Below are 23,765 nucleotides of genomic sequence, written 5' to 3'. Positions count from 1 at the left end.
CCGCTGCTGGCGCGTCTGGCGCCGTTTCAGCCCGCAGCCAGCACCGTCCCGCTGACTTCACCCAGCCCGATGCGCACCGCGCCGGCGCGCTCGCAGTAGCCGCGCAGGCTCAGCGTGTCGCCATCTTCGAGAAAGGTGCGGCGCTCGCCGTTGGGCAACGTGATCGGCTGCTTGCCGCCGACCGTCAGTTCCAGCAGCGAGCCGGACTGGTCCTGCGTCGGGCCCGAGAGCGTACCGGAGCCGAACAGGTCGCCCGGCTGCAGGTTGCAGCCATTGACCGTGTGGTGCGCGACCAGTTGCGCGGGCGTCCAGTAGGCGGCTTCGGCCGCGTTGCCGCGCGTGAGACGCACGGCCGGCTCGCCGGCCTCGCGCATCTTCGCGGTCTGCAGCCAGACTTCGAGCGTGATGTCGAGCGCGCCGCTTTCGCGGTTGGCGGGCGAGTCGAGGTAAGGCAGCGGCTGCGGATCGCCGGCCGGACGCTCGAACTTCGCGCGGAAGGGCGCGAGCGCTTCCATCGTCACGATCCAGGGCGACATCGTGCTCGCGAAGTTCTTCGAGAGGAAAGGGCCGAGCGGCTGGTATTCCCACGCCTGCAAATCCCGCGCGGACCAGTCGTTGAACAGCGTCACGCCGAACAGGTGCTGCTCGGCCTCAGCCATCGCGATCGGCTCGCCGAGCGCGTTGCCGCGGCCGACGATGAAGCCCAGCTCCAGTTCGTAATCCAGGCGCTTCGACGGGCCGAAGCTCGGCTCCGCCGCATCCGGCGCCTTGGTCTGGCCCTGCGGACGCTTGAAGCGCTGGCCACTGACAGCGATGGAAGATGCACGCCCGTGATAGCCGATCGGCACCCATTTGTAGTTGGGCAGGAGCGGCTGGTCAGGACGGAACTGCCGGCCGACCGCGTTGGCGTGGTGGATGCCGGTGTAGAAGTCGGTGTAGTCGCCGATGCGGCACGGCACCGTCAGTTCGACCGCCGATTGCGCGTGGAGCGCCTTGCTCCAGGCGCCCTGCTTCGCGCTGCCTTCGCGCAGCCCTTCGGAGAGCGCGGTACGCAGCGCCCGGCGCTCGGCGGCGCTCCGGGCGAGCAGCACGTTCATGTCGTCCGTATCGACGAGTCCCGCGGCCTTCAGGTCGAGCACCTGGTCGCCGATTGCGACACCGATGCGGAAGCCTTCCTGGCTGCCGGCGGGACGGAAGCGGCCGAAGGGCAGGTTCTGGATCGGGAAGTCGCAGCCCGCCTGGTTGGCGGAAGTCACCCAGCTCTTGAGCTTCGGGTCATGGGTGGCGTTGATGGTGTTGTCGGTCATGGCTTGAACTTGTCTTGAAGGCCGGCCCAGCAGTCGGCGTAGTTCTGGTCGAGCACGGGGCTTTGCATCGCGTACCCGGAAGGAATGAAGCGATAGCGGCTTTCGAACATGAAGGCCAGCGTGTTGTCGAGCTTCTGCGGTTGGAGGTCGCTGTGGCTCGCCTTCTCGAAGGCTTCCTCGTCGGGGCCGTGCGGCACCATGCAGTTGTGCAGGCTCGCGCCGCCGGGCTTGAAGCCGCCGGGCTTGGCGTCGTATTCGCCGTAGACGAGGCCCATGAATTCGCTCATGAGGTTGCGGTGGTACCACGGCGGACGGAAGGTGTCTTCCATGACCAGCCAGCGCGGCGGGAAGATCACGAAGTCGCAGTTGGCGGTTCCGGGCGTGTCCGACGGCGACGTCAGCACCGTGAAGATCGACGGGTCCGGATGGTCGTAGCTGATCGAGCCGATGGTCATGAAGTGCGCGGTGTCGTACTTCACCGGCGCGAGGTTGCCATGCCAGGCGACCACGTTGAAGGGCGAGTGCTTCGTGGGTGCGGACCAGAAGCGGCCGCCGAACTTCTTGACGAGTTCGTAGGCGACGGTCGCGTCTTCGTAGGCAGCCACGGGCGCCTGGAAGTCGCGCGCATTGGCGAGGCCATTCGAGCCGATCGGGCCGAGCTCGGGCAGGCGGAACTGCGCGCCGTAGTTCTCGCAGACGTAGCCGCGCGAGGGGCCCGCGCCAGCCGCCGAATCCGGCAGGTCGACCTTGAACACCACCCCTCGCGGCACCAGTGCGATCTCGCCGGGCTTCACATCGAGCACGCCCATCTCGGTGGTGATCTCGAGACGGCCCTGCTGCGGCACGAAGAGCATCTCGCCGTCCGCGTTGACAAAGGCGCGGCGGTTCATCGACTGGCTCGCGACGTAGACGTGCGCAGCAATCCCTGCCTGCGCGTCGGCGTCGCCGTTGGCAGCGAGCGTGCGCATGCCGTCGACGAAGTCGACCTCGGCGTTGTCCATCGGGATCGGGCCCCAGCGCATCGGCTCGGGCGGCAGCGCAATCTCGCGATCGGCGCCGGTCTTCCAGAGCAGCTGCGTGTAAGCCTTGTAGCGGCCCGCGACCACCGAGGGCTGGCGACGGTACACCCAGGTGCGGCGGTTCTGGTGGCGCGGCGCGGTGAAGGCGGTGCCGGAGATCAGTTCGGGGTAGAGGTCGAAGGGCGCGCGCTGCGGGCTGTTGCGGCCCTGCGGCAGCGCACCGGGGACGGCCTCGGTGGCGTATTCGTTGCCGAAGCCGCTCTGGTAGCGGCGCTCGGCGGCGGATGCGTTCGTCATGGAATCCTCTCTCTTGAATTCGGGAATTCAGCGGGCCGGCACCGCGGCGGCTTCCAGAGCCTGCTTGAGCACGGCGGTGGAACCGATGTGGTTGGCGAGCACGAGCACGAGGCGCGCGTTGTAGGCGTGGCTCTCTTCGGTGCTCAATCCCTGGTGGGCTTCGATGAGCGCCTCGTAGAAATCGTCGGGCGCTTCGAGGTTCGGCGTGGCAATGAGGTTGGTGTCGCTCATGGAATCAGCCCTTTGCCAGTGCGCGGTCGCGCGCGGCGCGCACATCCGCAGGCGTCGGATGTCGCCAGCGCGCGCAGACGTGCTGGTCGGGACGCAGCAGGTAGACGGTGCCCGGCTTTGCGTCGTAGCGCTGTGCGGCCAGTGCGCCTTCGCCTTCGCTGGTGTCGGCGATGTTCACGACGTGCAGCGCCACGTCGGACTTCGCGAGCGCCTCGCGGCTGCGTTCGGCCGCTTCGCCGCGGCCGAAGACCAGCGCGGTGAAGCAGGTCGCCGCATGCGCCTGCGACGCGGGGCAGAGTTCGCGCAGCAGCCAGCCGGTGCTGCCGTCGGCGCGCACGATCGGCGCGTCGGCCGCGGGCGCACCCGGCACCATGCGACCGGCAAACGCATCCACATCGGCCGTGTTGAGCGGCGAATCGCGAAGCGTCGCGGGCACCGACAACCGGCCGCTGTTGACCAGCGTCCGCGCGAAGGCGTGGCGCTTCGAAAGCTCAAGCACCGCATCGCGGAACAGGCGGCTCACCTCGCTCTTGGGCGTGATGAAGTCCGTCGCGCGGGTGGAGTTGAGGATGTTCTCGTCGGCCGCGTCTTCGCGCTCGCTCGCGTAGGTGTCGAGCAGGGCATCGGGCGCCTCGTGCCGCAGCACCGCGGCGAGCTTCCAGGCGAGGTTGTCCGTATCCTGCACGCCGGAGTTCGCACCACGCGCGCCGAAGGGCGAGACACCATGCGCCGAGTCGCCCGCGAAGAGCACGCGACCTTGGCGGAAGTGCTCCATGCGCTGGCATGCGAATGTATAGACGCTGGCCCAGCCGATGGTGAACTGCACGTCGTGGTGGCCGATGCTGTCGAGCAATGCGCGCACGCGCGGGATGATGTTCTCGGGCTTGCGCTCCTCGACCGGATCGGCATCCCAGCCGAGCTGGAAGTCGATCCGCCACATGTCGTCCGCCTGCTTGTGCAGCAGCACGCTCTGGCCGGGATGGAACGGCGGGTCGAACCAGAACTTGCGCTCGGTCGGCAGGTCGGTGTCCATGTTCACATCGGCGATCAGGAAGCGGTCGCGGAAGATGCGGCCCTTGGCCTCCTGCCCAAGCATCTGGCGCATGCCGGACCTGGAGCCGTCGCAGGCCGCCACGTAGTCGGCTTCGAGCTGGTAGTTGCCCTCCGGCGTCTCGATGGTGACGAGCGCGCGGTCGGCGTTCTGCTCGATGCCGATCACCTTGTTGTTCCAGCGCAGGTCGATCAAGGGCAGCTCGGCCACGCGCTCGGCCAAGTAGCCCTCGACGTAGTACTGCTGCAGGTTGATGAAGGCCGGGCGCTCATGGCCCGCCTCGGGCAGCAGGTCGAACTGATAGACCTGATCGTCCTTGAAGAAGACCTTGCCGATCTTCCACGACACGCCCTTGTCGACCATGCGGTCCGCACAACCGAGGCGATCGAAGATTTCGAGCGTGCGCTTGGCGAAGCAGATGGCGCGCGAGCCGGTGGAGAGGGTGTTGTCGTTGTCGAGCAGCACCACCGGGATCCGCTGCTGAGCGAGATCGATCGCGAGTGCGAGGCCCACCGGGCCCGCGCCGACGACCACGACAGGATGGCGCACGGGCTGTGCGGCGTCCTGGTCGGGGTGGTGCCTGTAGTCGAAGCGCAGCGACTGGTAGTCGACCGTGGCTTGCATGGACTCAACCCTCGAGAGCCTTCCACATCTCGACGTCACGCTCGGCCGTCCAGATGCGCGGATCGGCGTACTTCGTCGCCTCGTCGTAGCAGCGCGTCACGTCGAAGGGCATGCAGTGGTCGAAGATCACCCAGTGGCCGTACTTGGGCTTGAGCCTGGCGTAGGTTTCCTTGTAGACCGTGTTCAGGTCCTTGCCGGATTTGGCGCTGGCGCTCACGCTGGCCCACACGTCGGCGATGAAGTCGCGCGTGCCGGCCGGGCCCTTGGCGACTTCCTCCGGCGTGGTGAGCGCCGCGCCGCGTCCGGGCACCAGCGCCTTGGGCTTGAGTGCGGCGATGTTGTCGAGCGTCTTCGGCCAGTCCTGGAAATAGGCGTCGCCGGCATAGGGCGTGGCGTCGAATTCGACGAGGTCGCCCGACAGCAGCGTCTTCTCGCCCGGCAACCACACGACGGTGTCGCCCTTGGTATGGCCGCGGCCCAGTTGCAGCAGCTGCACTTCGAGCTTGCCCAGCCACACGGTCATCTTGCCGGTGAAGGTCATGGTCGGCCAGGTCATGCCGGGCGGCACGGTCTCCACGCCCGCAAACAGGCGCGGGAAGCGGCCGATCTCGCTGGCCTTGTCCTGCTCGCCGCGCTCGACGATCAGGTCGTAGGTGTCCTGGCTCGCGAGGATGTGGTCGGCGCCGTAGGCGCTCGCGCCGAGCACGCGCACCGCGTGGTAGTGGGTCAGCACCACGTACTTGATGGGCTTGTCGGTGACTTCGCGGATGCGCCGGATCACGTCCTGCGCCATCGCGGGCGTGGCCTGCGTGTCGGCCACCAGCACGCAGTCGTCGCCGATCACGATGCCGGTGTTGGGGTCGCCCTCGGCGGTGTAGGCCCAGGCATGCTCGGAAATCTGGCTGAAGGTGACCTTCTTTTCTTCCAGGTCGGCCTGGCTGGCGAACTTCTTGGTCTGGCTCATCGCGGGAGTCTCCTTGAAATTTGACTAAAGCAAACTAGTTTGCATGGAACGAATCGGCGGAGTGTATTCGGATGATCAGTTAATGTCTAATGCTTTCTCCATGAACAAATGAGGGACACGGTCATGAGCACCGACAGCGATCGCGCCCAACGCGGCATCCAGAGCATCGAGGTGGGGGCCAGCTGCTACGCGCCCTGGTCCACCACGGCCGGCCGATGGCGCTGAAGGACCTCGCGCGCGAGGCCGATATGTCCCCGGCCAAGGCGCACCCGTACATGGTCAGCTTCGGCCGCCTCGGGCTGATCGAGCAGGACCGCACCAGCGGCCACTATCTGCTTGGGCCGCTCGCGTTGCAACTGGGGTTGATCAGCCTGCAGCAGGCGAACCCGGTGCATGTGGCGACGCCGCTGATCGCCGAACTGGCGCAGCAGATCGGGCAGACGGTGGCCATCGCGGTCTGGGGAGACCGGGGCGCGACGATCGTGCGGCTTGCCGAATCGCCCGCGCCGCTGCATGTGAACATGCGGCACGGTACGGTGTTCTCGCTGACCAACACCGCCTCGGGAAGGCTCTTCGGCGCCTATCTCGATCCGGCGGTGGTCCAGCGCCTGCTGGAAGAGGAACGCCAGCGCGAACGCAAGGGCATCACCGCCCCACCACAGCGCGGCATGCCACCGGTTCAACCGCTGCCGAGCTGGAAGGACTTCGAGGCGCAACTGCACGAAGTGCGCAAGCGCGGCCTGAGCCGCTCCGAGGGCGAGATCCTGCCCGGCGTGAGTGCGATGTCGGCACCGGTCTTCGACCACACCGGCGCGATCGTGCTGGCGGTGACCGCCATCGGCCCGGCCGCCATCTTCGACACGCGCTGGGACGGCGAGATCGCCCTGGCGCTCAAGGCGTGCGCCGATCAGGTGTCCGAGCGGCTGGGCGCTATCGCTTCAAAGCCTTGATGCGCTCGATGCTCTCGGCAGGCCAGTACTGCGAGCGGCTGTAGTACTCGTCGACCGCCGGCATGTCCGGCGGCAGCACGACCCACGGCTGCTTCGAGCGGGTGTAGATATGGATGTCGGGCGGCAGCAGGTCGGGGTTGTCGAGCGTGCCGACACGCACGAACTTCACCGCCTCGCCGGCGCCCGCGTAGTGGCTCCAGAGCGCGATGCGGCACTGCGGGCAGCGCGCGATCTTCTGGCCCTTGCCGCTCAGCGAGGGCGTGTCGACCATCTCGACCTCGCCCTGCAGCAACTCGACGCGGTCGCTTTCGATCATCGCGTTGAGCGCGAACGCGGTGCCGGTCTCGCGCTGGCACCAGCGGCAGTGGCAGCAGTTGACGAAGAGTGGCCGCGTCGTCATGCGATAGCGCACCGCGCGGCAGGTGCATCCGCCTTCCGCGGGAAAGGCGTCAGCGGCAGCAGCGCTCATTTCGATCGCCCGTCGTAGTGCGTCACGGGCACCTGGTCGAGCTCGATGCCGTCGATGCAGCGGATGTTGATCGCGGCCACCTGGTTGCCCTTCGGGTCCGGCGCCTCGCCGTGCGTATGGATGCCGCAAGTCTTGCAGAAGATGTGACGGATGACGTGCTTGTTGAACAGGTAGACGCCCACGTTGTCGTCGACCGGCGTGGTGATCGTCATCCGGCTTCGCGGCACGAACCACAGCAGCGATCCCTTGCGCCGGCAGATCGAACAGTTGCAAGCCAGTGCGTTGTCGATGGTTCCTTCGACCTCGAAGGCGATGCGGCCGCAGTGGCAGCTGCCCTGGTATTTCATTGCGTGTCTCCTTTCTTCTGCGTGACCGGTTGACGGCCCCGCAGGTTACTCCACGCACTCCATAGGCGTCACGCCATGAAGCCCACGTTTGTCGGATAGTCGATGCCGTTGACGTTGCCGCCGAAGTTCTTCAGGTTCGGCAGGATGCCCGGCAGGTCCGCATCGGGCACGCCGAACCACTTGGCGAGCGTCGCACCGTACTGGTCCACCGAGGTGGTCGGGATCAGCCGGCCCTGCCCCACGTGGCCTTCGTAGCCGGCGAGCTTCGGATCGTTGTTGATGCTCACCACCTGCGGCGTGCCGTAGAACTGCTTGCCCTTGACCGCCCCGCCGACGACGAAGTGATGGCTGCCCCAGCCGTGGTCCGAGCCGTCGCCGTTGCTCGCGAGCGTGCGGCCGAAATCGGACGCGGTGAAGGTCGTCACCTTGTCGGCGAGGCCCTGCGCTTCCATCTGCGCGTGGAAGTTGGCCACCGCGTCGCTGAGCTGCTTGAGCAGGCCGGGCTGGTTGGCGATGAGGTTGTCGTGCAGGTCGAAGCCGCCCATCGAGACGAAGAACACCTGCCGCTTCACGCCCAGCGAGAGGCGGCCGCGGATCATGCGCGCCACCATCTTGAGCTGGTTCGCGAACCCGCTGTTGTTGGCCGACTTGCTGCCGTCGGCGTTGGTCACGAGGAAGGTGTCGGTCGCGAAGGTGGCGGGCTGGATCGCCGCGGTCACCGTGGTCTCGGCTTCGACCGCGCGCTTGGTCACGCGGTTGTATTCGTTCTCCAGCGCATGCGAGCGCGCCTCCTGCAGCAGTTGCGCCATCGCGGACTTGACCGTGGCCGAACCGTACACGGTGCTGTTCTTCACGCTGTTGATGCCGACCGCGCCGCTGGTGCTGACCTGGTACTGCAGCGCGGTGTCGCCCGAGAGGAACACCGCATTGCCCGACACCGACACGCAGGTGAAGAGCGCATTGCCATTCTGCGACAGCGCGAGATCGCCGATGTTGCCGCCCCAGCCGACGGTCGAGCCCTCGGGCGACGACGACTGCCAGATCGACTGCTGGTCGTTGTGCGAGAAGAGCTTGGGCGGCTGCGGGTACAGCTTCCTGTTGCTGTTGTTGTATTGCGCGCGGGTGAGCGGCACCACCAGCGGCCCGACGTTCAGCTGCACCGCCATCTTGCCGGCAGTGTTGAACAGGTCGGCCAGCGCGGTCATCGCCGGATGCAGCGCGTACTGGCGGCCGTCCGCCAGCGCGGTGGTCGGCGTGAGCAGCGTGGGTGTGAGCGAATCCTTGGCGATCGCGATGCCGCCCGAAGCCTGCGGCAGGCGGATGGCGCTGTAGGCGTTGTAGCTCGCGTCGTCGTAGGTCACGACGGTGTTCGCGTAGTCGTTGCCGCCGAAGAGGAACACGCAGACCAGCGCCTTGTAGTCGTCGGACGGCGCCGCCTGCGCAGCAGCCTCGCCGATCGCGGCGAGGTTGAGCGCGAACGGCATCGCGGTGCCCGCCATCGCAAGATGGCCCGCGCGGCGCAGGAAGGCACGCCGGCTGTGGGCGGCAGGATCGATCAGATACATCGCTCGGCCTCTTATTTCTGGATCAGGTAGGAGGGCGAGGCCATCACCATCAGCACCGCCGCGTAGACGCGATTGAGCTTGACGGCATCGGTGCTCGCCGCGCTGACCACGGGCGTGTTGAGCGCGCTGGCGATCAGCGCCACCGTCGAGGCCGGCAGCTGGTTGGCCGCAAGCAGCAGGTTCAGCCGTCGCACCAGCGCGACGGGGTCGAGCACCAGCGCGAACTCGCTCGCGTAGGTGCCGTTGACGTCCTTGGCCGTCTTCTGCAGCGCGCCCTGCATGTAGTTGACGTAGCCGCCGACACTGGTTTCGTTCACCAGCTGGAACTCGGGCGCGACCATCTTCGCGCTCGCGACCGCGGTCGACGGCGGCACATAGCCGGGACGGAAGAAGTTGAAGACCGAGGGCGAGCGCAGCGGGCTCTGGCCGAGCTGGTCGTTGGGCCGCGAAAGATTCCCGATCTTCCAGTTGCCGGTGGTCGAGGTTGCGCCGAAGGTGCGCCCCCATTGCACGAAGCGCAGCATCGGCTCGCGCAGCCGCCCGAAGTTCGCGTCGCCGAGGCCCGCAGGGCTGCGCGCCTCGTTGTCGAGCACCACGGCAGCGAACACGCTCTTCATGTCGCCCCGCACGCCCGCGCCGTTGTTGGCGAAGACATCGGATACGCGCTTCACATAGTCGGGGCTCGGGTTGCTGGTCACGAGCCGCTGGATGAGCTGCTTGCAGATGAAGGGCCCGACGTTCGGGTGATTGAAAAGCGTGTCGAGCGCGATCTTGAGCGCGGTCTTGCCGTCGGTGCCCGCCGGCACCGTGGTGCCGAGGAACTTCGCTTCGAGCGTCGAATGCCGCGACGCGGTCAGCGCCATCGGCCGCGTCGTCCAGCCGTTGCCCTCGATGGTGTAGGTGGCGCCCGGCGGCGTGAAGGCGCCGGCGGTGCCGCTCTTCTCGTCGGTGCGGATGTCGAGGTCGTAGCCGGTGAAGACACGCGCGAGGTTCGTGACGTCGTCCAGCGTGTAGGTGTCGAGCGCAGCGCCGTCGGCGCCGGTCCTGAGCGTGCCGTCCGCATTGAGCTGATAGAGCCCGATGCTCATCAACTGCATGACTTCGCGCGCATAGTTCTCGTCGGGCTGGCGGCCCTGGGCGTTCTCCTTCTGGTTGCCCTTGGTGTTGAGGTAGTGGCCCATCGCGGGGTTGAGGGTCACGTCCTCCAGCAGTTGCCGGAAGTTGCCCGTCACGCCGCGGACCAGCGTGTCCCAGTACTGGGCCATCATGTGATCGGGCCAGTTGGAACCGATGTCGGTGGCCGAGACCACGAAGATCTCGGAGAGCGCCAGTGCCGCGCGCTTGCGGAAGCCGTCGGGCGCCGTCATGAGCTGGTTCCAGACCATGTCGTCGACGTTGACGGTGTTGTAGGGCTTGCTCGCGATCCAGTCCCAGCCGGTCTGCGTCGCGGCACGGTCCACCTGCTCTCCGAGCCACGGCAGGTAGCCCTTGCTGCGCACCGCCGCGATCTCGGCATCGGACGCCGAGAACTGCGCCTGGAGCAGAAAACGCGCGGCCTCGTCGTCGCTCTTGGCCTCGGTGTAGACGTAGGTCTGCCCGGTGGGTGTCGATGCCAGCGACGACAGCGATCCGGCCTGCGTGCCGGAACCGCTCGCCGTTGGCAATGCGAAACCGCTGCCTCCTCCCCCGCCTCCGCCGCCGCAGGCGGCGAGCGCGGCGGCGGCCGCCAGGGCAGTCGCCACGGGCAACGGGTTGTACTGGAGAGGCGTTGGGGACGCCGCGGATGCCTCATCCACGCGCACCGACGCCTGGGTCGCCTCGGCGCGACCGGTTGCGATGTCTTCCACCATGGGATTCCTCACTCCTCGGCGCTCCGGCGCCGGGCTTTGCGAGGCAATTGCCATGCCGGCCGCAGGGCGCGGGCGGCCGCCTCCGGAATGAGGCGTTAAGGTCTACGACCGTTAAGAAATGTGACTTTTTTCGTCACGCCCACGCGACCGACGCCCTGCGGGATGACGCGGAATGTCGGCTCAGGCCTTGGCGGCTTCCAGCGCGTCGCGGGTGCGCATGGCCTCGCGGCGCGCGGCTTCGGCGAAATCCTCGCCGGCGGAGGCGTAACAGATCGCGCGCGATGAATTGACCACGATCGGCGCATCGGGCCGCCATCCGGCGCGGACGGTCGCGACCGCATCGCCGCCCTGCGCGCCGACGCCGGGGATCAAGAGCGGCACGGTCGGCGCGAGTGCGCGGACGCGCTCGATCTCGTTGGGATAGGTCGCACCGACCACCAGCCCGAGCTGGCCGTTGCGATTCCAAGGGCCCTGCGCCAATTTCGCGACGTGCTCATACAGGAAAGGCTCGCCGGGCAGACCGGCCAGTGCGCTGCCCCTGCAGGTCGGAGCCGCCGGGGTTGCTGGTGCGACACAGCAGGAAGGCGCCCTTGCCTTCGAAGCGAAGGTAGGGCTCGACCGAATCGAATCCCATGAAAGGCGACAGCGTGACCGCATCGGCGCCATAGCGCTCGAAGGCCTCGCGTGCGTACTGCTCGGCGGTGGAGCCGATGTCGCCGCGCTTGGCGTCGAGGATGGTCGGCACGTGCGGCGCGTTGCGGCGCATGTGCTCCATGAGCCGCTCGAGCTGGTCTTCGGCGCGATGCGCGGCGAAATAGGCGATCTGTGGCTTGAAGGCGATGGCCAGGTCGGCGGTCGCATCGACGATGCGGGCGCAGAAATCGAAGATCCTGCTGGCGTCGCCCTTGAGGCGGGCGGGAAATTTCGTCGGCTCGGGGTCGAGCCCGACGCACAGCAGCGAGCCGTTCTGGCGCTCGGCGGCGCGCAGCTTGTCCAGGAAGGTCATGGGGCGGAATTTTAGGCCGCCGCCGGATCAGCCCCTGCGCGTGAACTCTTCCGCGGCCGGGCAGAGGTCGGCCCAGGCCCGGGCCTTGTCCGCCGGATTGCGCAGCAGGTACGCCGGGTGATAGGAGGCGACGACGGCCATGTCGAGCCCCGGCACCATCGCGACCGGCAGCGCGCGCCCGCGCAGCCTGCCGAGCGGGTCGCCGCTCTGCAGCAGGCTCTGCGCGGCCAGCGGCCCCATCGCGAGCACGAGGCGCGGCGCGAGCGCGGCGGCGCTTTCGGCCAGCACTTCGCCGAGCGGCCGCGGGCTGCCCTGCTGGCCCGAAGCGACGCCACGGTGCGTGCGCACCAGGTGCACCGGCATCGCGCCCTCGTGGAGCCGAAGCGCGCGCAGCATGTTGTCGAGCAGGCGGCCCGCGTCGCTCGCGAAGGGCTCGCCGTGACGGCCGTGGAGCTCCGGCGGCATGTCGGCGATGACCAGCCATCCGCCCTTCGCCATCGCCTCCCCGCCGTAGAAATGGCGAGGTGCTTCGGCCAGCACGGTGGCGCCGTGCGCCGGGGCGATCGGTGTACGTGGGGGCGCTGTGGGCGCGGCCACCGGGACGCCGGCGACCGGCCGCGCTGCCGGGGCGGAAGCGGGCGCGCGTTCGGCCGGCGCTTCGATGGGTTCCTCCACCGGCGCGTCAGCAGGCGCCTCGGCCACCTGCACTCCGCCAACCTGTTCCTTGGGCCACCAGAAAAGCTTGATGCCCATTTCCTCGAGCATCGCGCGCTGCCGGGGTGTCATGCCAGCCCTCCCCAGGCGCTGTTGGATTCGTCGAGGCGCAGGCTCATGACGACCGCGTCTTCGCGGGCGTTGGGGTGCGCCGGGTAGTAGCCCTTGCGGATGCCGACGCGGCGGAATCCGTTGCGCTCGTAGATGGCAAGCGCGCGGTGGTTGCTCGCGCGCACTTCGAGCCACAGCCACTGCGCGTTCTGCGCGCGCGACCAGCCCGCCAGGGCTTCGAGCATCAGCGGCGCCCAACCCTGCCGCTGGAAGGCGGGCGCCACGGTGATGTTGAGCAGATGCACTTCGTCGACGCCTTTCATGGCGACGAAGTAGCCGATGATGGTTTCGAGGGCCGGGCGCGAGAGCGCGCGGCTCAGCAGCGCGCGCGCACCGCGCGGCGGGGCCGATGCGTCGCTCTCCGCGGCCGGGCCGACCAGGCACTGGCAGTGATAGCCCGCTGCCAGCGAGTCGATGAAGTTGGCCGGCGTCCACGGGTGCGTGTAGGCCGTCTGCTCGATCGCGCAGACGGCGGGGACGCGCTCGATCGTGATCGGCTCGAGCCGGGCTTCGCGCGACTGAAGAAGAACTGCGCTCATGGCTGTTTGGCGGCGGCTGCCTTGATGGCGGCGCGCTCCTCGGTAGTCTGCGCCACTTTATCGCGAACGTAGAGAGGCCATGCGTCGGCAGGCGCGACGGTGCGGTCCGCCGCGAGCAGGGCCGGCGCCAGGCGGAGCATCGCGGCGGCCGTCGGAAGCACGGTGTGCCGCTCGGTTGCGCGCGACAGCCGGTCGCCATAGGCGGCGAAGGCATTGCCGGCGAGCACCCAGCCGGGCGGCACGACGACGCTCTCGGGTTCGAGCAGGTCAGGCTCGCTCGCCACGACTTCGACGCCGAGGTCGTAGCACGCGGCGTAGACCTGGTCCATGCGCGCATCGAGCACCGCGACCACGCGCTGCGCGCCGAAGCGGTGGCGGGCCTCCTCGGCGACCGCATGCAGCGTGTCGATGGGCAGCAGCCGGAGGCCGGCGCCGAAGCCCAGCCCCTGCGCCACCGAGCAGGCGGTGCGCAGGCCGGTGAAGGAGCCCGGCCCGCGGCCGAAGGCGATCGCATCGAGTTCGCGCAAGGCCAGGCCGGCATCGGCGAGCAGCTTCTGGATCAGCGGGATCAGCGTCGCGGACGACTGTGCGCCGCCGTCGCCGGTGTGCTCGAGCACGACGTCGCCGTGGCGCACCGCGATCGAGAGCGTCTCGGTGCTGGTGTCGAAGGCGAGCAGCTTGTCAGGCATCGGCGCCACCTCCCGCCACACGGGCCGCAACCGAAGATTGCGGCGCCGCACCGGCCCTGACGCGCTGCACGCCGAACAGGATGCCGGCCGTGACCAGCATCAGTCCCGCGACGAGATTCCAATGCAGCGGCTCGTCCAGGAACACGACCGCACCGAGCGCGGACAGGCCCGGCACCAGCGCGGTGATCATGGTGGTGCGCACCGGCCCGAAGTACTGGACCATCCGCGTGAAGGTGATGCCGGAAACCACCACCGAGCCGATGCCCTGGAAGAGCATCTGGAAGGCGATCTCGCCCAGGGGCGCCGTCGCGAGGCGGCTCGTGACCACGCCGGTTGCCGCCAGCAGCCCGTAGACCGGCACATAGGTCATGACGGCGAAGACCGTGATCGCGATGGTCGCGCGCACCGCGTCGAGGCCGTGCTTTCGCACCACCACGCTGTACGACGCCCAGCAGAACGCGGCGCTCATGAAGAGCAGGTCGCCCTTCCAGATTACGCCGCCTTCGAGCGCATGGAGCAGGCTTCCCCGCCGACGAAAAGATCGCCCAGCACGATCAGCAGCAGGCCGAGCGCGCGTGCCGGCGTGATGCGGTCGCGCAGCACGATGGCCGCGAGCAGCGCGGTCCACAGCGGCAGGCTGCCGGGCATGAGCACCGAGGCATGGGTCGCCGGCGCGAAGAAGAAGCCGGTGTAGGCCAGGAGCGCGTAGGCGAGCCCGCCGAAGATGCCGGCGGTGGCCGTGAGCCGCAGCGGCACGGGCGACAGGCCGAACAACGAGCGACGCGCCGGATCGCGGTCGCGCGCGACGATCCACGCGCCCCACGGGACCAGCACCAGGCTGGCGCCGCAGATGCGGACGAAGGCGATGTCGAAAGGAGTGAGCGACCGGCCGGCAGAGGCCCGGGCGATGACGATGAACGCGGTCCAGACCAGGACCGTGATGACGGCCGCACCCAAGCCGATGGTGCGGGCGGAAAGACGGGGGCGGGCATCGAGGGATTATCGGCTCACCCCAAGGGCTGTTGCTCGCCCCCAGCCTCGCCCACTTCGTGTGGCTCGGACACCCCCTCTCCGGGGGCAACACCTGCGGCCCGGCCAAGCCGGTTCCGCGGTGTTTCTGGTACAGGGGCCCACCGGGATAATCCGGCGATGCTCTCAGCCGCACCGACCGCCAAGCGCCCCCGCCTTCTCCTTCTCACCGTCCTGTTCGGTCTTGCTCTTTTACTCACCGCCCTCGCGCCGCTGCAGGCCGGCGCGCAGAGCCTGCCCCATGAAGTCGAGGCCGCACTGGCCCGCGCCAGGGTGCCGCGCGAGTCGGTGACGATGCTGGTGGCCGACGCGGACGGCGTCCGGCCGCCGAGGCTCGCCTGGCGCTCGCAGGTGCAGGTCAACCCGGCGTCGATCATGAAGCTGGTCACCACTTACGCGGCGCTCGACCTGCTCGGTCCGGCCTTCGTCTGGACCACGCCGGTGTATGTCGACGGCCCGATACGCAACGGCGTGCTCGAGGGCAATCTCTACATCCGCGGCCAGGGCGATCCGAAGCTGGTGATCGAAAGGCTGTGGCTGCTGCTGCGCCGCGTGCAGGCGCTCGGCATCCGGAGCATCGAGGGCGACATCGTGCTCGACCGCAGCGCCTTCGAGGTGCCCGACACCGATCCCTACGCCTTCGACGGCGAAGGCCTGCGCCCCTACAACGCGGCGCCGGATGCGCTGCTCATCAACTTCAAGTCGGTGGTGATGACCTTCTCGCCCAACCGTGCGGCGCAGACGGCACAGGTAACCTACGAGCCCCCGCTCGCAGGCGTCGCGATGCAAGCCACGGTGCCGCTGTTAGCCGGCGAATGCAACGACTGGCGCACGGGCCTGGGCGGCGATTTCAACGACCCGGCGCGCATCGGCTTCACCGGCAGCTTCCCGGCGGCGTGCGGCGAGAAGGAGTGGTCCGTGGCCTATTCGAATCCGCGCAGCTACGCGGCGCGCGCCGTCGGCGGGCTTTGGATCGAGATGGGCGGGCGCATCAAGGGCGTGGTGCGCGAGGACCGCGTGCCGGCGCAGCTGCAGCCGGCGTTCGAGCTGAGCTCGCCCCCGCTCGCGGAAGTCATCCGCGACATCAACAAGTACAGCAACAACGTGATGGCGCAGCAGCTCTTCCTCACGTTGGGGCTGCAGCAGAAGCGGCGCGGCAGCTTCGAGGCCGCGCGCGCGACCGTGCGCCAGTGGTGGAACGACCGCATCGGCACCGGCGAAGGACAACCGGTGCTCGACAACGGCTCGGGCCGCTCGCGCGATGAGCGCATCAGCGCGGCCGAGCTCGCGAAGATGCTGCAGATCGCATGGCGTTCGCCGGTGATGCCCGAGCTGGTCTCCTCGCTGCCCGCCTCGGGCGTGGACGGCACGCTGCGCAAGCGCGCACTGCGCGGAGGCGGCGCGGCGCATCTCAAGACCGGCACGCTGCGCGATGCCGCCGGCGTGGCCGGCTATGTGCACGCGGCCAGCGGCCGGCGCTATGTGGTGATCGCCATCGCGAACCATGCCAATGCGGTGGCCGCCCGCCCCGCTTTCGACGCACTGGTCGACTGGGCCGCGCAGGACTGACCCGCGCCTGACCCCGCCTGTGCAGGCAAGCCCTGCTTGCGCTCCCTCGGTCACCTGCCAGAATCGCCCCACCCCCGATTCCCACAATGCAGGAGACAAGCGAATGACCAGATTCACCGCCATCGCACTCGCAGGCACCGTGCTGATGCTTTCCGGATGCGGAGGTGGTGGAGGAGGCGGCGGCGGTTTTTTCCTGCCCACCACCGCCGATACGGGCCGCGGGTCGGTCGTGACATCGCCGCCCGCGCAGACCGCCTCGGTCTCGACAGCCCAACTCATCACCGTGCTGAACTCGACCGCGCAGGGCAAGTCGCTGATGCAGGTCGCCGGCACGCCCAAATGCGGCTTCGACTTGCGTTATCTCGAATACCGGACCGTCGGCGGGCAGGGCGAAGCGACCAACGCAACGGCCGCGATCATGGTGCCGAACGGCGGCGACCCGGACTGCAGCGGGCCCCGTCCGGTCGTGCTCTACGCGCACGGCACCGCGCCCGCCCGCAACTACAACCTGGCGCAAATGACGGACTCGACGCAGCCGGCGGCCGGCGAGGGCCTGATGGTCGCGGCCACCTTCGCCGCGCAGGGCTACATCGTGGTCGCGCCCAACTATGCGGGCTACGACAAGTCGACGCTGCCTTACCACCCCTACCTCAACGGCGACCAGCAGGGCAAGGACATGGTCGATGCGCTGACCGCGGCCCGCAAGACCTTCGCGAGCATTTCCGCGTCCGACTCCGGAAAGCTGCTGATCACCGGCTACTCGCAGGGCGGCTACGTCGCAATGGCCGCGCATCGCGAGATGCAGGCGACCGGCAAGGCGGTGACCGCCTCGGCGCCGCTGTCCGCACCCTCGGCGATCAGCCTGCTGACGGACTACAGCTTCAGCGGCTGGCCGGCGTTCGGCTCGACGCTGTTCACGCCGCTGCTCTCGACGAGCTGGCAGAAGCAGTTCGGCAACGTCTACACCGCCACCGGCGACATCTACGAGGCGCAGTACGCCAGCGGCATCGACACGCTGCTGCCGAGCAACACGCCGATCAGCACCCTGTACGCGCAGGGCAAGCTGCCGCCGCTGGCGCTGTATCCGGCGAATGCGGTTCCGGGGCCGGTCGATCCTTCGCTGTCGATCTTCTATGGCGCCAACAACCTGATCCGGCAGAGCTACCTGACGCAGGCGGCCAACGACCTGCTGGCCAACCCCTGCCCGGGCAACGCGCTGCCGGCGACCGCGGGTTCGCTGAACACGAGCGCGCCGCTCAACTGCCAGCCGCTGCTCGGTTTCCGCAAGGCGGCGGTTGCGAACGATCTGCGCAACTGGCTGCCGACCCGGCCCGTGATGATGTGCGGCGGCGCCAACGACCCGACGGTCAACTTCCTGAGCACGCGCGCCACGGCCGGGTACTTCACCGCGCGGGGCATGTCCTCCGCCGCGCTGACCGTCGTCGATCTCGAGGATTCGAGCCGCACGGATGCGTTCTCGTCCGCTCGCGCGGGCTTCGCCGCCGCGAAGGCGAATCTCGCGGCCTCGACGCCCGGCACGCCGGCCGACCAAGCCTCGGCGGTGTTCCAGGCCTACCACGCCGCGCTGGTACCGCCGTTCTGCCCGGCATCAGCCCGCGGGTTCTTCCAGACGGTCCTCGTCTCGGGGCTGTGACGCGCAGCGCTGCCTGATCGCAGGCACCCGCGGAACCGGCTCAGCCGGTCCGCCGTGTGCGCCCCCGGAGAGGGGGTGGAGAGCGACACGAAGTGCGCGAGCCTGGGGGAGAGCTTACGCAGCCGAAGCGCGCTGCAGGCGGTCTCGGACGCCTTCCCAATCGTGGGTGTCGGGCGGGGTTTCGATCCAGATCAGCTTGACGCCTTCGGCGTCGAAGGCACGCAGCACCGCGAAGAGTTGCTGCGCGGTGGCTGCAGCATCGTCGGGCATGCGTCGCATGACGACGCGCTGGGAGCGGCTCTTGAGCGCGGCACGCGACCACACCGCGATATGCGCCGCGTTCGCACCGAGCACGTCGAGGCCGGCCTGTAGCGCCTTGGCGTCCATCAGGCGCACCTTGGCGCTCGGCGCGTAATGCGCCTCGAGCGTGCCGGACGCACGCGGATCGGGCTGTGCGAGCGCTTCCTTGTCGCGCAGCGCCTCGCCGCAGGCCGCCTCGACCTGCGCACGGGTGATCGCGCCCGGACGCAGCAGGACCGGCACGCCACGGCTGCAGTCGACGATGGTGGATTCGATGCCGACCTCGCACGGGCCGCCGTCGATCACCAGCAGCCCGTCGCCGAATTCGTCGTGTACGTGCTGTGCGGTCGTCGGACTCACGCGGCCGAAGCGGTTCGCGCTCGGGCCGGCGACGCCGTACACGCCATGTTCGGCGCACGCCGACAGCAGCGCCTGCGCGACGGGATGCGACGGGCAGCGCAGTCCGATGGTGTCCTGCCCGCCGGCCGCGGCGGTCGCCACGCCGGGCTGGCGCGCGACGATCAGCGTCAACGGACCGGGCCAGAAAGCCTTCACCAGCTTCTGCGCGAAGGGCGGCAGCGGCTGCGCGAACCGGGACAGCGCATCGGTGCCCAGGGCGCCCGCCGGGACGTGGACGATCAGCGGATGGTCGCTCGGCCGCCCCTTGGCCGAGAAGATGCCGGCGACCGCGGCATCGCTGCCGGCATCGGCGCCAAGGCCGTAGACCGTCTCGGTCGGAAACGCGACCAGCCCGCCGGCCTCCAGGACGCGCGCCGCTTCCTCGATGGCGTCGGGAGACTGGCCGTCGCGGATCATCGCGCTCACTCGGAAAGCGGAATGGGCAGGCCGAGCACCGCGGCAGCGAAGTCGGCCGTGCTGCGGACCGCGTCGATGCTTTCGGCCGTGATGTTCAGGTGGCCCATCTTGCGCCCGCGGCGGGCCTCGGTCTTGCCATACAGATGCAGGTGCGTGCCAGGCAGCGCGAGCACGTCGGCCCAGCGCGGCTCGACCGCCTCGCCGCCGTCGACGAACCACAAGTCGCCCAGCAGGTTCAGCATGATCGCGGCACTGTGCTGGCGCGGCGGATTGAGGGGCAGCCCCGCAAGCGTGCGCACCTGGAGTTCGAACTGCGACACGTCGCATGCGTCCATGGTCCAGTGGCCGCTGTTGTGCGGGCGCGGGGCCATCTCGTTGACGACCAGCTTGCCGTCAGCGAGCACGAAGAATTCGACGCACAGCACGCCGACGTAGGAAAGGCCTTCGGCGACCGCCCGCGCCGCCGAGATGGCACGCCGCACGGTCGCCTGCGGCATGTTGTCGGCGTAGGCCTCGGTGACCGCGAGGATGCCGTCGCGGTGCAGGTTGCGCTGGGCCGGGTAATGCACCATCTGCCCGTCCTCGCTGCGCGCGACGATCACGGAGCATTCGAAGTCGAGCGGCAGGCGCTTTTCGAGCACGCAGGGCACGCCGCCAACGCTGTTCCACGCGGCCTCGAGTTCGGCACGGGTGGCGACGCGATGCTGGCCCTTGCCGTCGTAGCCGAGCCGCGCGGTCTTGAGGATGCCGGGCAGCAGGTCCTGCGACACCGCCGCCAGGTCATCGGCCGTCTCGATGACGGCATGCGGCGCGCATTCGACGCCGCAGCGCACGAAATGGGCCTTCTCGCGGATGCGGTCCTGCGCGATCGCGACGGCATCGGCCGCCGGCGAGACCGGGCGGGTGAACGCCAGGTTTTCGAGCGACGGCGCGGGGACGTTCTCGAACTCGGTGGTGATCGCGTCGGCCAGCCCGGCAAGCCGGGCGAGGCCATCGACGTCGGTGTAGTCGGTGTGGATGTGATGGTGGCTCACGCGGCCCGCCGGACTGTCGGCATCCGGATCGAGCACCGCGGTGAAGTAGCCCATCTGCTGGGCGGCATGCACGAACATGCGCCCGAGCTGGCCACCGCCCATCACGCCCAGTGTGGCGCCCGGAAGAATGACGGTCACAGTGCGCCCCCGCCCTGGGGCGTGAAGGGCGACACCGGCTCCGCCTCGCCCGGCGGCAGGGTCATGGCCCGGGCGGCCTGCGTCTGCTTCTCGCGGAAGGCGTCGAGCTGGCTGCGCAGGACCGGGTCGCCCACCGCGAGCATCGCGACCGCGAAGAGCGCCGCATTGGCCGCACCCGCGTTGCCGATGGCGAAGGTGGCGACCGGCACGCCCTTGGGCATCTGCACGATGCTGTAGAGAGAATCCACACCCTGCAGGTGGCGGCTCGCGACCGGCACGCCGAGCACCGGCACCGTCGTCTTGGCCGCCAGCATGCCGGGCAGGTGCGCCGCGCCGCCGGCGCCCGCGATGATCGCCGCGAGCCCGCGCGCAGTGGCGCTTTCGGCGTAGGCGAACAACTCGTCGGGCATGCGGTGGGCCGAGACCACGCGCGCTTCGTGGGCGACGCCGAATTGCTGGAGAATCTCGACGGCGTTGCGCATCGTCTCCCAGTCGGAGTTCGAGCCCATCACCACGCCGACCTGAATTGCTTGCTTCATGGTTCGAATTTTACGTTTCACCCCCAAGTTCCAGCGATGATCGACATCACCCTCGAAAACTTCCAGGCCGAGCTGATCGAAGGCTCGATGAACCAACCGGTGCTGCTCGACATCTGGGCCGAGTGGTGCGGCCCCTGCAAGCAGCTCGGCCCAGTGCTCGAAAAGCTCGAAGTCGAATACGGCGGCCGCTTCACGCTCGCCAAGCTCGACGCGGACAAGGTGCCGCAGATCTCGCAGCAGCTGAGCCAGATGTTCGGCGTGCGCAGCATCCCGTTCTGCGTGATGTTCAAGGACGGGCAGCCGGTGGACGGCTTCGTCGGCGCCCTCCCGCCCGAGCAGGTCCGCGCCTTCCTCGACAAGCACGTGCCGGGCGCCGACGAGCTCGAGGCGCAGGAGCAGGAAGAGTCCGCGCAGGCCGCATTGGCGGAGGGCGACACCGAAGGCGCACTCGAGAAGCTGCAGCACGCGGTTGCGACCGACCCGTCCAACGACGACACCCGCTTCGACTACGTCAAGCTGCTCTTGCAGGAAGGCCGGATCGACGACGCCAAGGTCGCGTTTGCGCCGGTCATTGCCAAGACCTCCCTGGTGCGGCGCTTCGACTCGCTCCAGCGCTGGATGGATGCCCTCGATTTCGCGAAGCCGGTCGGCGGCGGCGCCCCGGCCGTGGCCGACCTCGACGCGCGTATCGCGGCGAACAAACGCGACTTCGAGGCCCGCTTCGACCGCGCCCGCCTGCTCATGGCCGACCAGCGCTGGACCGACGCGATGGACGAGCTGCTCGACATCCTCATGCGGGACAAGAGCTGGAACGAGGACCTCGCGCGCAAGACCTACATCGCGATCCTCGACGTCATCGAACCGCCCAAGGTCAAGGTGGCCGATGGACAGATTCCCCCCGACGATCCGACGGTGGCAAGCTACCGGCGAAGGCTCAGCAGCGTCGTGTTGAGCTGACACCGGCGTCGACTACGATGGCACGCCGATCCATTTCGTTACAAAAGGACAGACTGGCCATGCGTTTTCGTCCCGCCGCTCGCCCGACCGCCGCCGCGCCTTTCGCCGCCCTCGCCTTGCTCGCAGCCGCGCTGCTGGCCGGATGCGGCAGCGGCATCAGTCTGGACGAGCCGATCGAAGGACCGGTATGGCGGCTCGAACAGCTGGGCGACGACCCGGTCGCCCCGAGCGGCGATCCGCAGCGCGACCCGCAGCTCCAGTTCGACCGCCGCAACGGCCAGGTGACCGGCTCGGGCGGCTGCAATCGGGTGACGGGCACCTTCCAGCGCAGCGGCAGCGCCCTCAAGATGAACCAGCTCGCCTCGACCCGCATGGCCTGCGCCGATCCGGCGCGCGGTGCGAACGAAGCGCAGTTCTTCGCCGCACTCCAATCCACGACGAGCTATCGCCTGCAGGGCACCTCGCGCATGACGCTGCTGGATTCGGGCGGCCGGACGCTGGCGGTCCTGAGCGCGCGCTGATCGCCCCGAGGCCCAGCGGGCCGCACTACCAGCGCGCCGGCAAGTCGCGCGCAAGCACCACCTGCCGCTGGACCAGCGACAGGTAGCCGCCGGACTCCAGATCCTTCATCAGCCGGCTCACCATCTCGCGCGAACAGCCGATCTCGCTCGCGATCGCCTGGTGCGTCAGCCGTTCCGCGACGAGGCGCGTGCCATCGGGCTGCGTGATCGCCCGCGACTCGAGCAGGTTCTTCAACCGGCCGTAGACGTCGAGCAGCGCCATGCTGCGGGCGCTTTCGGTGGCGAGGCGGGCGCGGCGGATCAGCCGGACGATCAGCGCCATCGCGAACTCCGGGTCCTTCTCGATGTGGTGCAGCATTGTTTCGCGCGTGACGATGGCGCAGAGTGTGGGCTCCATCGCCTGCACGCTGGCGGAGCGCCGGCCGCCGTCGAGAGACATTTCGCCGACGTAGTCCCCGGGGCCGTGCAGCGCCAGCGTCACCTCGCGCCCGCGCGAGTCCGAGACGAAAGCCCGCAGCCGCCCCGAGAGCACGACGTAGACGGCACTGCCCTCGTCGCCTTCCTCGATCAGCAGGCTGTGCGTGCGGTAGCGGCGCTGCACGCCCAGCGCGGCGAGCTTCTGCACATGCAGCGGCAAGGCGGCTGCGGGATCGGGGCGCGATGCGGCAGTCGATTGCGGCATGCGCGGACTATACGGCCCGCGCCTGCAAATGCGTATGGCCAGACGCCGGGCGACTCAGCCCTCGCCCGCGATCCGCAGCGCCGACACGATCTGCGGCATGCGCGAGACGCGGTAGACCACCTCGCGGATGCTGTTGCTGCCGGTCTTCTGGCGGACGTTCTTGATGTGCGTACGCACGGTGGACATGCGGATGCCCTCCAGGCAGGCGATCTCCTCCGCGCCGTGGCCGGCGCACAGGCGCGCCAGCACGTTCTGCTCCGCCCGCGTCAGGCGCTTGGAGCGCGCGAACATCTGCATCGTGAGCGATTCGCAGCCGGGGCGGCGGCTGCACATCACCAGCACGGTGTCCACGGTCGTGGCCCCATGCAACGCAGCCAGCGGAATGAAGGCCAGCGAGAGCGGGTCGTCCGGGTCATCGAGCTCGATGATGCTGCGGCAGTCGCGCTCGGCATCCTTGAGCGCCTGGCGCAGCTTCGGCTGCAGGCTGGCACTGGCCGGCGCACAGCACGCCGTCGCTGCTACGCAGCGCATGGCCGCTCGACAGCTCCCGGCGGGCGGGAAAGTTGGCGTGCAGGATGCGGCCCGTCAGGTCCAGCAGCAGCAGGCCGTGGTCGATCTCGTCGAGCACACGGGACAGCATGCCGGACTGGATCGCGTCCGGCGGCGACGCGAGCATCCGGTCCGTGGCCAGCAGGTAAGGAAACTGGAACTGGGACGACGTTTCCATTTCGGGCTCCTCATCGATCGGGATGAGGAGAGTTTGGAAGAGCGCCGCCTTCCCGGGGTGTGAGTA

Annotated in this window: 22 protein-coding genes and 3 pseudogenes; 5 read left to right on the top strand and 20 right to left on the bottom strand. The window is 68.8% G+C overall.

Translation table 11 applies throughout. The features are described from left to right. Nucleotides 1–26: 26 nt before the first annotated feature. Genes fahA through ACQ858_RS23280 form a run of 5 tightly spaced genes read right to left on the bottom strand, consistent with a single transcriptional unit; the run spans nt 27 to nt 5,493 of the window. A complete protein-coding gene (gene fahA, locus ACQ858_RS23300) occupies nt 27–1,307 on the bottom strand; it encodes a fumarylacetoacetase (RefSeq protein ID WP_431274856.1) in 1,281 nt (426 codons plus the stop codon). Continuing rightward, the gene (gene hmgA / locus ACQ858_RS23295; RefSeq protein WP_431274855.1) at nt 1,304–2,623 is read right to left on the bottom strand and encodes a homogentisate 1,2-dioxygenase; all 1,320 of its coding nucleotides are present in this window, start codon (nt 2,621–2,623) and stop codon (nt 1,304–1,306) included. The genes fahA and hmgA overlap by 4 nt, the downstream gene beginning before the upstream one ends. 27 nt (nt 2,624–2,650) lie before the next feature. Continuing rightward, the gene (locus tag ACQ858_RS23290) at nt 2,651–2,854 is read right to left on the bottom strand and encodes a DUF2783 domain-containing protein (RefSeq protein WP_431274854.1); all 204 of its coding nucleotides are present in this window, start codon (nt 2,852–2,854) and stop codon (nt 2,651–2,653) included. Nucleotides 2,855–2,858: 4 nt separating this feature from the next. After that, on the bottom strand, nt 2,859–4,529 hold the full coding sequence (locus ACQ858_RS23285) for an FAD-dependent oxidoreductase (RefSeq protein WP_431274853.1): 1,671 nt from the start codon (nt 4,527–4,529) through the stop codon (nt 2,859–2,861). A gap of 4 nt (nt 4,530–4,533) precedes the next feature. Next, entirely contained in the window at nt 4,534–5,493 is a 960-nt protein-coding gene (locus ACQ858_RS23280) for an MBL fold metallo-hydrolase (RefSeq protein ID WP_431274852.1), read from the bottom strand. Nucleotides 5,494–5,601: 108 nt separating this feature from the next. Here ACQ858_RS23280 and ACQ858_RS23275 point away from each other — a divergent pair. After that, nucleotides 5,602–6,443, top strand: a pseudogene (locus ACQ858_RS23275) (IclR family transcriptional regulator). On the opposite strand, the gene ACQ858_RS23270 reads toward ACQ858_RS23275, so the two are convergent. The 9 genes and pseudogenes from ACQ858_RS23270 to ACQ858_RS23230 form a co-directional block, all read right to left on the bottom strand. Continuing rightward, nucleotides 6,424–6,912, bottom strand: a complete 489-nt coding sequence (locus ACQ858_RS23270; protein WP_431274851.1) for a GFA family protein — start codon at nt 6,910–6,912, stop codon at nt 6,424–6,426. The pseudogene ACQ858_RS23275 and the gene ACQ858_RS23270 overlap by 20 nt on opposite strands. After that, nucleotides 6,909–7,259: a GFA family protein gene (locus ACQ858_RS23265; protein ID WP_431274850.1), complete on the bottom strand. Its 351-nt coding sequence runs from the start codon at nt 7,257–7,259 to the stop codon at nt 6,909–6,911. The genes ACQ858_RS23270 and ACQ858_RS23265 overlap by 4 nt, the downstream gene beginning before the upstream one ends. Nucleotides 7,260–7,327: 68 nt before the next feature. Further along, the gene (locus ACQ858_RS23260; protein ID WP_431274849.1) at nt 7,328–8,824 is read right to left on the bottom strand and encodes a DUF1501 domain-containing protein; all 1,497 of its coding nucleotides are present in this window, start codon (nt 8,822–8,824) and stop codon (nt 7,328–7,330) included. Nucleotides 8,825–8,835: 11 nt separating this feature from the next. Further along, on the bottom strand, nt 8,836–10,674 hold the full coding sequence (locus tag ACQ858_RS23255) for a DUF1800 domain-containing protein (protein ID WP_431274848.1): 1,839 nt from the start codon (nt 10,672–10,674) through the stop codon (nt 8,836–8,838). A gap of 180 nt (nt 10,675–10,854) precedes the next feature. Further along, nucleotides 10,855–11,680 (bottom strand): annotated as a pseudogene (gene pyrF / locus ACQ858_RS23250) (orotidine-5'-phosphate decarboxylase). A 27-nt stretch (nt 11,681–11,707) separates the two neighbouring features. Continuing rightward, nucleotides 11,708–12,466 (bottom strand): uracil-DNA glycosylase family protein, encoded by a 759-nt coding sequence (locus tag ACQ858_RS23245; RefSeq protein WP_431274847.1) that lies wholly within the window; start codon nt 12,464–12,466, stop codon nt 11,708–11,710. After that, nucleotides 12,463–13,044: a GNAT family N-acetyltransferase gene (locus tag ACQ858_RS23240; protein ID WP_431274846.1), complete on the bottom strand. Its 582-nt coding sequence runs from the start codon at nt 13,042–13,044 to the stop codon at nt 12,463–12,465. Before ACQ858_RS23240 ends, ACQ858_RS23245 begins: the two co-directional genes overlap by 4 nt. Then, complete coding sequence (gene tsaB, locus ACQ858_RS23235) at nt 13,041–13,733, bottom strand: tRNA (adenosine(37)-N6)-threonylcarbamoyltransferase complex dimerization subunit type 1 TsaB (protein ID WP_431274845.1); 693 nt, start codon at nt 13,731–13,733, stop codon at nt 13,041–13,043. The genes ACQ858_RS23240 and tsaB overlap by 4 nt, the downstream gene beginning before the upstream one ends. Then, a pseudogene (locus ACQ858_RS23230) lies at nt 13,726–14,696 on the bottom strand (DMT family transporter). Before ACQ858_RS23230 ends, tsaB begins: the two are co-directional and overlap by 8 nt. A 186-nt stretch (nt 14,697–14,882) precedes the next feature. Here ACQ858_RS23230 and dacB point away from each other — a divergent pair. After that, nucleotides 14,883–16,331 carry a D-alanyl-D-alanine carboxypeptidase/D-alanyl-D-alanine endopeptidase gene (dacB, locus tag ACQ858_RS23225; protein WP_431274844.1) on the top strand — a complete coding sequence of 483 codons (1,449 nt, stop codon included), beginning with the start codon at nt 14,883–14,885 and terminating at the stop codon, nt 16,329–16,331. Nucleotides 16,332–16,434: 103 nt separating this feature from the next. Continuing rightward, entirely contained in the window at nt 16,435–17,985 is a 1,551-nt protein-coding gene (locus ACQ858_RS23220) for an alpha/beta hydrolase family protein (protein ID WP_431274843.1), read from the top strand. Between the two features lie 114 nt (nt 17,986–18,099). On the opposite strand, the gene ACQ858_RS23215 is transcribed toward ACQ858_RS23220, so the two are convergent. Genes ACQ858_RS23215 through purE form a run of 3 tightly spaced genes read right to left on the bottom strand, consistent with a single transcriptional unit; the run spans nt 18,100 to nt 20,812 of the window. Continuing rightward, nucleotides 18,100–19,101, bottom strand: coding sequence for an L-threonylcarbamoyladenylate synthase (locus ACQ858_RS23215; protein ID WP_431276934.1), 1,002 nt, complete (start codon nt 19,099–19,101; stop codon nt 18,100–18,102). 5 nt (nt 19,102–19,106) lie between these two features. Beyond that, a complete protein-coding gene (locus ACQ858_RS23210; protein ID WP_431274842.1) occupies nt 19,107–20,273 on the bottom strand; it encodes a 5-(carboxyamino)imidazole ribonucleotide synthase in 1,167 nt (388 codons plus the stop codon). Continuing rightward, on the bottom strand, nt 20,270–20,812 hold the full coding sequence (gene purE / locus ACQ858_RS23205; protein WP_431274841.1) for a 5-(carboxyamino)imidazole ribonucleotide mutase: 543 nt from the start codon (nt 20,810–20,812) through the stop codon (nt 20,270–20,272). Before purE ends, ACQ858_RS23210 begins: the two co-directional genes overlap by 4 nt. Nucleotides 20,813–20,848: 36 nt before the next feature. Here purE and ACQ858_RS23200 point away from each other — a divergent pair, with 36 nt between their 5' ends. Together ACQ858_RS23200 and ACQ858_RS23195 are read left to right on the top strand one after the other, a co-directional pair. Then, complete coding sequence (locus ACQ858_RS23200) at nt 20,849–21,769, top strand: tetratricopeptide repeat protein (protein WP_431274840.1); 921 nt, start codon at nt 20,849–20,851, stop codon at nt 21,767–21,769. Nucleotides 21,770–21,828: 59 nt separating this feature from the next. Next, nucleotides 21,829–22,290: an META domain-containing protein gene (locus ACQ858_RS23195; RefSeq protein ID WP_431274839.1), complete on the top strand. Its 462-nt coding sequence runs from the start codon at nt 21,829–21,831 to the stop codon at nt 22,288–22,290. 25 nt (nt 22,291–22,315) lie between these two features. Here ACQ858_RS23195 and ACQ858_RS23190 read toward each other — a convergent pair whose 3' ends face one another. The 3 genes from ACQ858_RS23190 to ACQ858_RS23180 are packed head-to-tail and all read right to left on the bottom strand — an operon-like array spanning nt 22,316 to nt 23,699. After that, nucleotides 22,316–22,972: a Crp/Fnr family transcriptional regulator gene (locus ACQ858_RS23190; RefSeq protein ID WP_431274838.1), complete on the bottom strand. Its 657-nt coding sequence runs from the start codon at nt 22,970–22,972 to the stop codon at nt 22,316–22,318. 54 nt (nt 22,973–23,026) lie between these two features. Next, nucleotides 23,027–23,503 carry a helix-turn-helix transcriptional regulator gene (locus ACQ858_RS23185; protein ID WP_431274837.1) on the bottom strand — a complete coding sequence of 159 codons (477 nt, stop codon included), beginning with the start codon at nt 23,501–23,503 and terminating at the stop codon, nt 23,027–23,029. After that, nucleotides 23,385–23,699, bottom strand: a complete 315-nt coding sequence (locus tag ACQ858_RS23180) for a hypothetical protein (RefSeq protein WP_431274836.1) — start codon at nt 23,697–23,699, stop codon at nt 23,385–23,387. Before ACQ858_RS23180 ends, ACQ858_RS23185 begins: the two co-directional genes overlap by 119 nt. Between the last annotated feature and the right edge of the window lie 66 nt (nt 23,700–23,765).

It is taken from the genome of Variovorax ureilyticus, from assembly GCF_050632185.1.
GTDB lineage: Bacteria > Pseudomonadota > Gammaproteobacteria > Burkholderiales > Burkholderiaceae_C > Variovorax > Variovorax ureilyticus_A.
This window is presented reverse-complemented; position numbering and strand designations above follow the sequence as displayed.

What these genes read in the sequence shown, in the direction of transcription:
- ACQ858_RS23280 (WP_431274852.1), bottom strand. Translation starts at nt 5,493, where the DNA reads ATGAGCCAGACCAAGAAGTTCGCCAGCCAGGCCGACCTGGAAGAAAAG.
- ACQ858_RS23200 (WP_431274840.1), top strand. Translation starts at nt 20,849, where the DNA reads ATGATCGACATCACCCTCGAAAACTTCCAGGCCGAGCTGATCGAAGGC.
- ACQ858_RS23265 (WP_431274850.1), bottom strand. Translation starts at nt 7,259, where the DNA reads ATGAAATACCAGGGCAGCTGCCACTGCGGCCGCATCGCCTTCGAGGTC.
- ACQ858_RS23180 (WP_431274836.1), bottom strand. Translation starts at nt 23,699, where the DNA reads ATGGAAACGTCGTCCCAGTTCCAGTTTCCTTACCTGCTGGCCACGGAC.
- ACQ858_RS23185 (WP_431274837.1), bottom strand. Translation starts at nt 23,503, where the DNA reads ATGCGCTGCGTAGCAGCGACGGCGTGCTGTGCGCCGGCCAGTGCCAGC.
- ACQ858_RS23290 (WP_431274854.1), bottom strand. Translation starts at nt 2,854, where the DNA reads ATGAGCGACACCAACCTCATTGCCACGCCGAACCTCGAAGCGCCCGAC.
- ACQ858_RS23220 (WP_431274843.1), top strand. Translation starts at nt 16,435, where the DNA reads ATGACCAGATTCACCGCCATCGCACTCGCAGGCACCGTGCTGATGCTT.
- ACQ858_RS23255 (WP_431274848.1), bottom strand. Translation starts at nt 10,674, where the DNA reads ATGGTGGAAGACATCGCAACCGGTCGCGCCGAGGCGACCCAGGCGTCG.
- ACQ858_RS23195 (WP_431274839.1), top strand. Translation starts at nt 21,829, where the DNA reads ATGCGTTTTCGTCCCGCCGCTCGCCCGACCGCCGCCGCGCCTTTCGCC.
- ACQ858_RS23245 (WP_431274847.1), bottom strand. Translation starts at nt 12,466, where the DNA reads ATGACACCCCGGCAGCGCGCGATGCTCGAGGAAATGGGCATCAAGCTT.
- hmgA (WP_431274855.1), bottom strand. Translation starts at nt 2,623, where the DNA reads ATGACGAACGCATCCGCCGCCGAGCGCCGCTACCAGAGCGGCTTCGGC.
- ACQ858_RS23270 (WP_431274851.1), bottom strand. Translation starts at nt 6,912, where the DNA reads ATGAGCGCTGCTGCCGCTGACGCCTTTCCCGCGGAAGGCGGATGCACC.
- ACQ858_RS23190 (WP_431274838.1), bottom strand. Translation starts at nt 22,972, where the DNA reads ATGCCGCAATCGACTGCCGCATCGCGCCCCGATCCCGCAGCCGCCTTG.
- dacB (WP_431274844.1), top strand. Translation starts at nt 14,883, where the DNA reads ATGCTCTCAGCCGCACCGACCGCCAAGCGCCCCCGCCTTCTCCTTCTC.
- ACQ858_RS23215 (WP_431276934.1), bottom strand. Translation starts at nt 19,101, where the DNA reads ATGATCCGCGACGGCCAGTCTCCCGACGCCATCGAGGAAGCGGCGCGC.
- purE (WP_431274841.1), bottom strand. Translation starts at nt 20,812, where the DNA reads ATGAAGCAAGCAATTCAGGTCGGCGTGGTGATGGGCTCGAACTCCGAC.
- tsaB (WP_431274845.1), bottom strand. Translation starts at nt 13,733, where the DNA reads ATGCCTGACAAGCTGCTCGCCTTCGACACCAGCACCGAGACGCTCTCG.
- ACQ858_RS23240 (WP_431274846.1), bottom strand. Translation starts at nt 13,044, where the DNA reads ATGAGCGCAGTTCTTCTTCAGTCGCGCGAAGCCCGGCTCGAGCCGATC.
- ACQ858_RS23260 (WP_431274849.1), bottom strand. Translation starts at nt 8,824, where the DNA reads ATGTATCTGATCGATCCTGCCGCCCACAGCCGGCGTGCCTTCCTGCGC.
- ACQ858_RS23285 (WP_431274853.1), bottom strand. Translation starts at nt 4,529, where the DNA reads ATGCAAGCCACGGTCGACTACCAGTCGCTGCGCTTCGACTACAGGCAC.
- fahA (WP_431274856.1), bottom strand. Translation starts at nt 1,307, where the DNA reads ATGACCGACAACACCATCAACGCCACCCATGACCCGAAGCTCAAGAGC.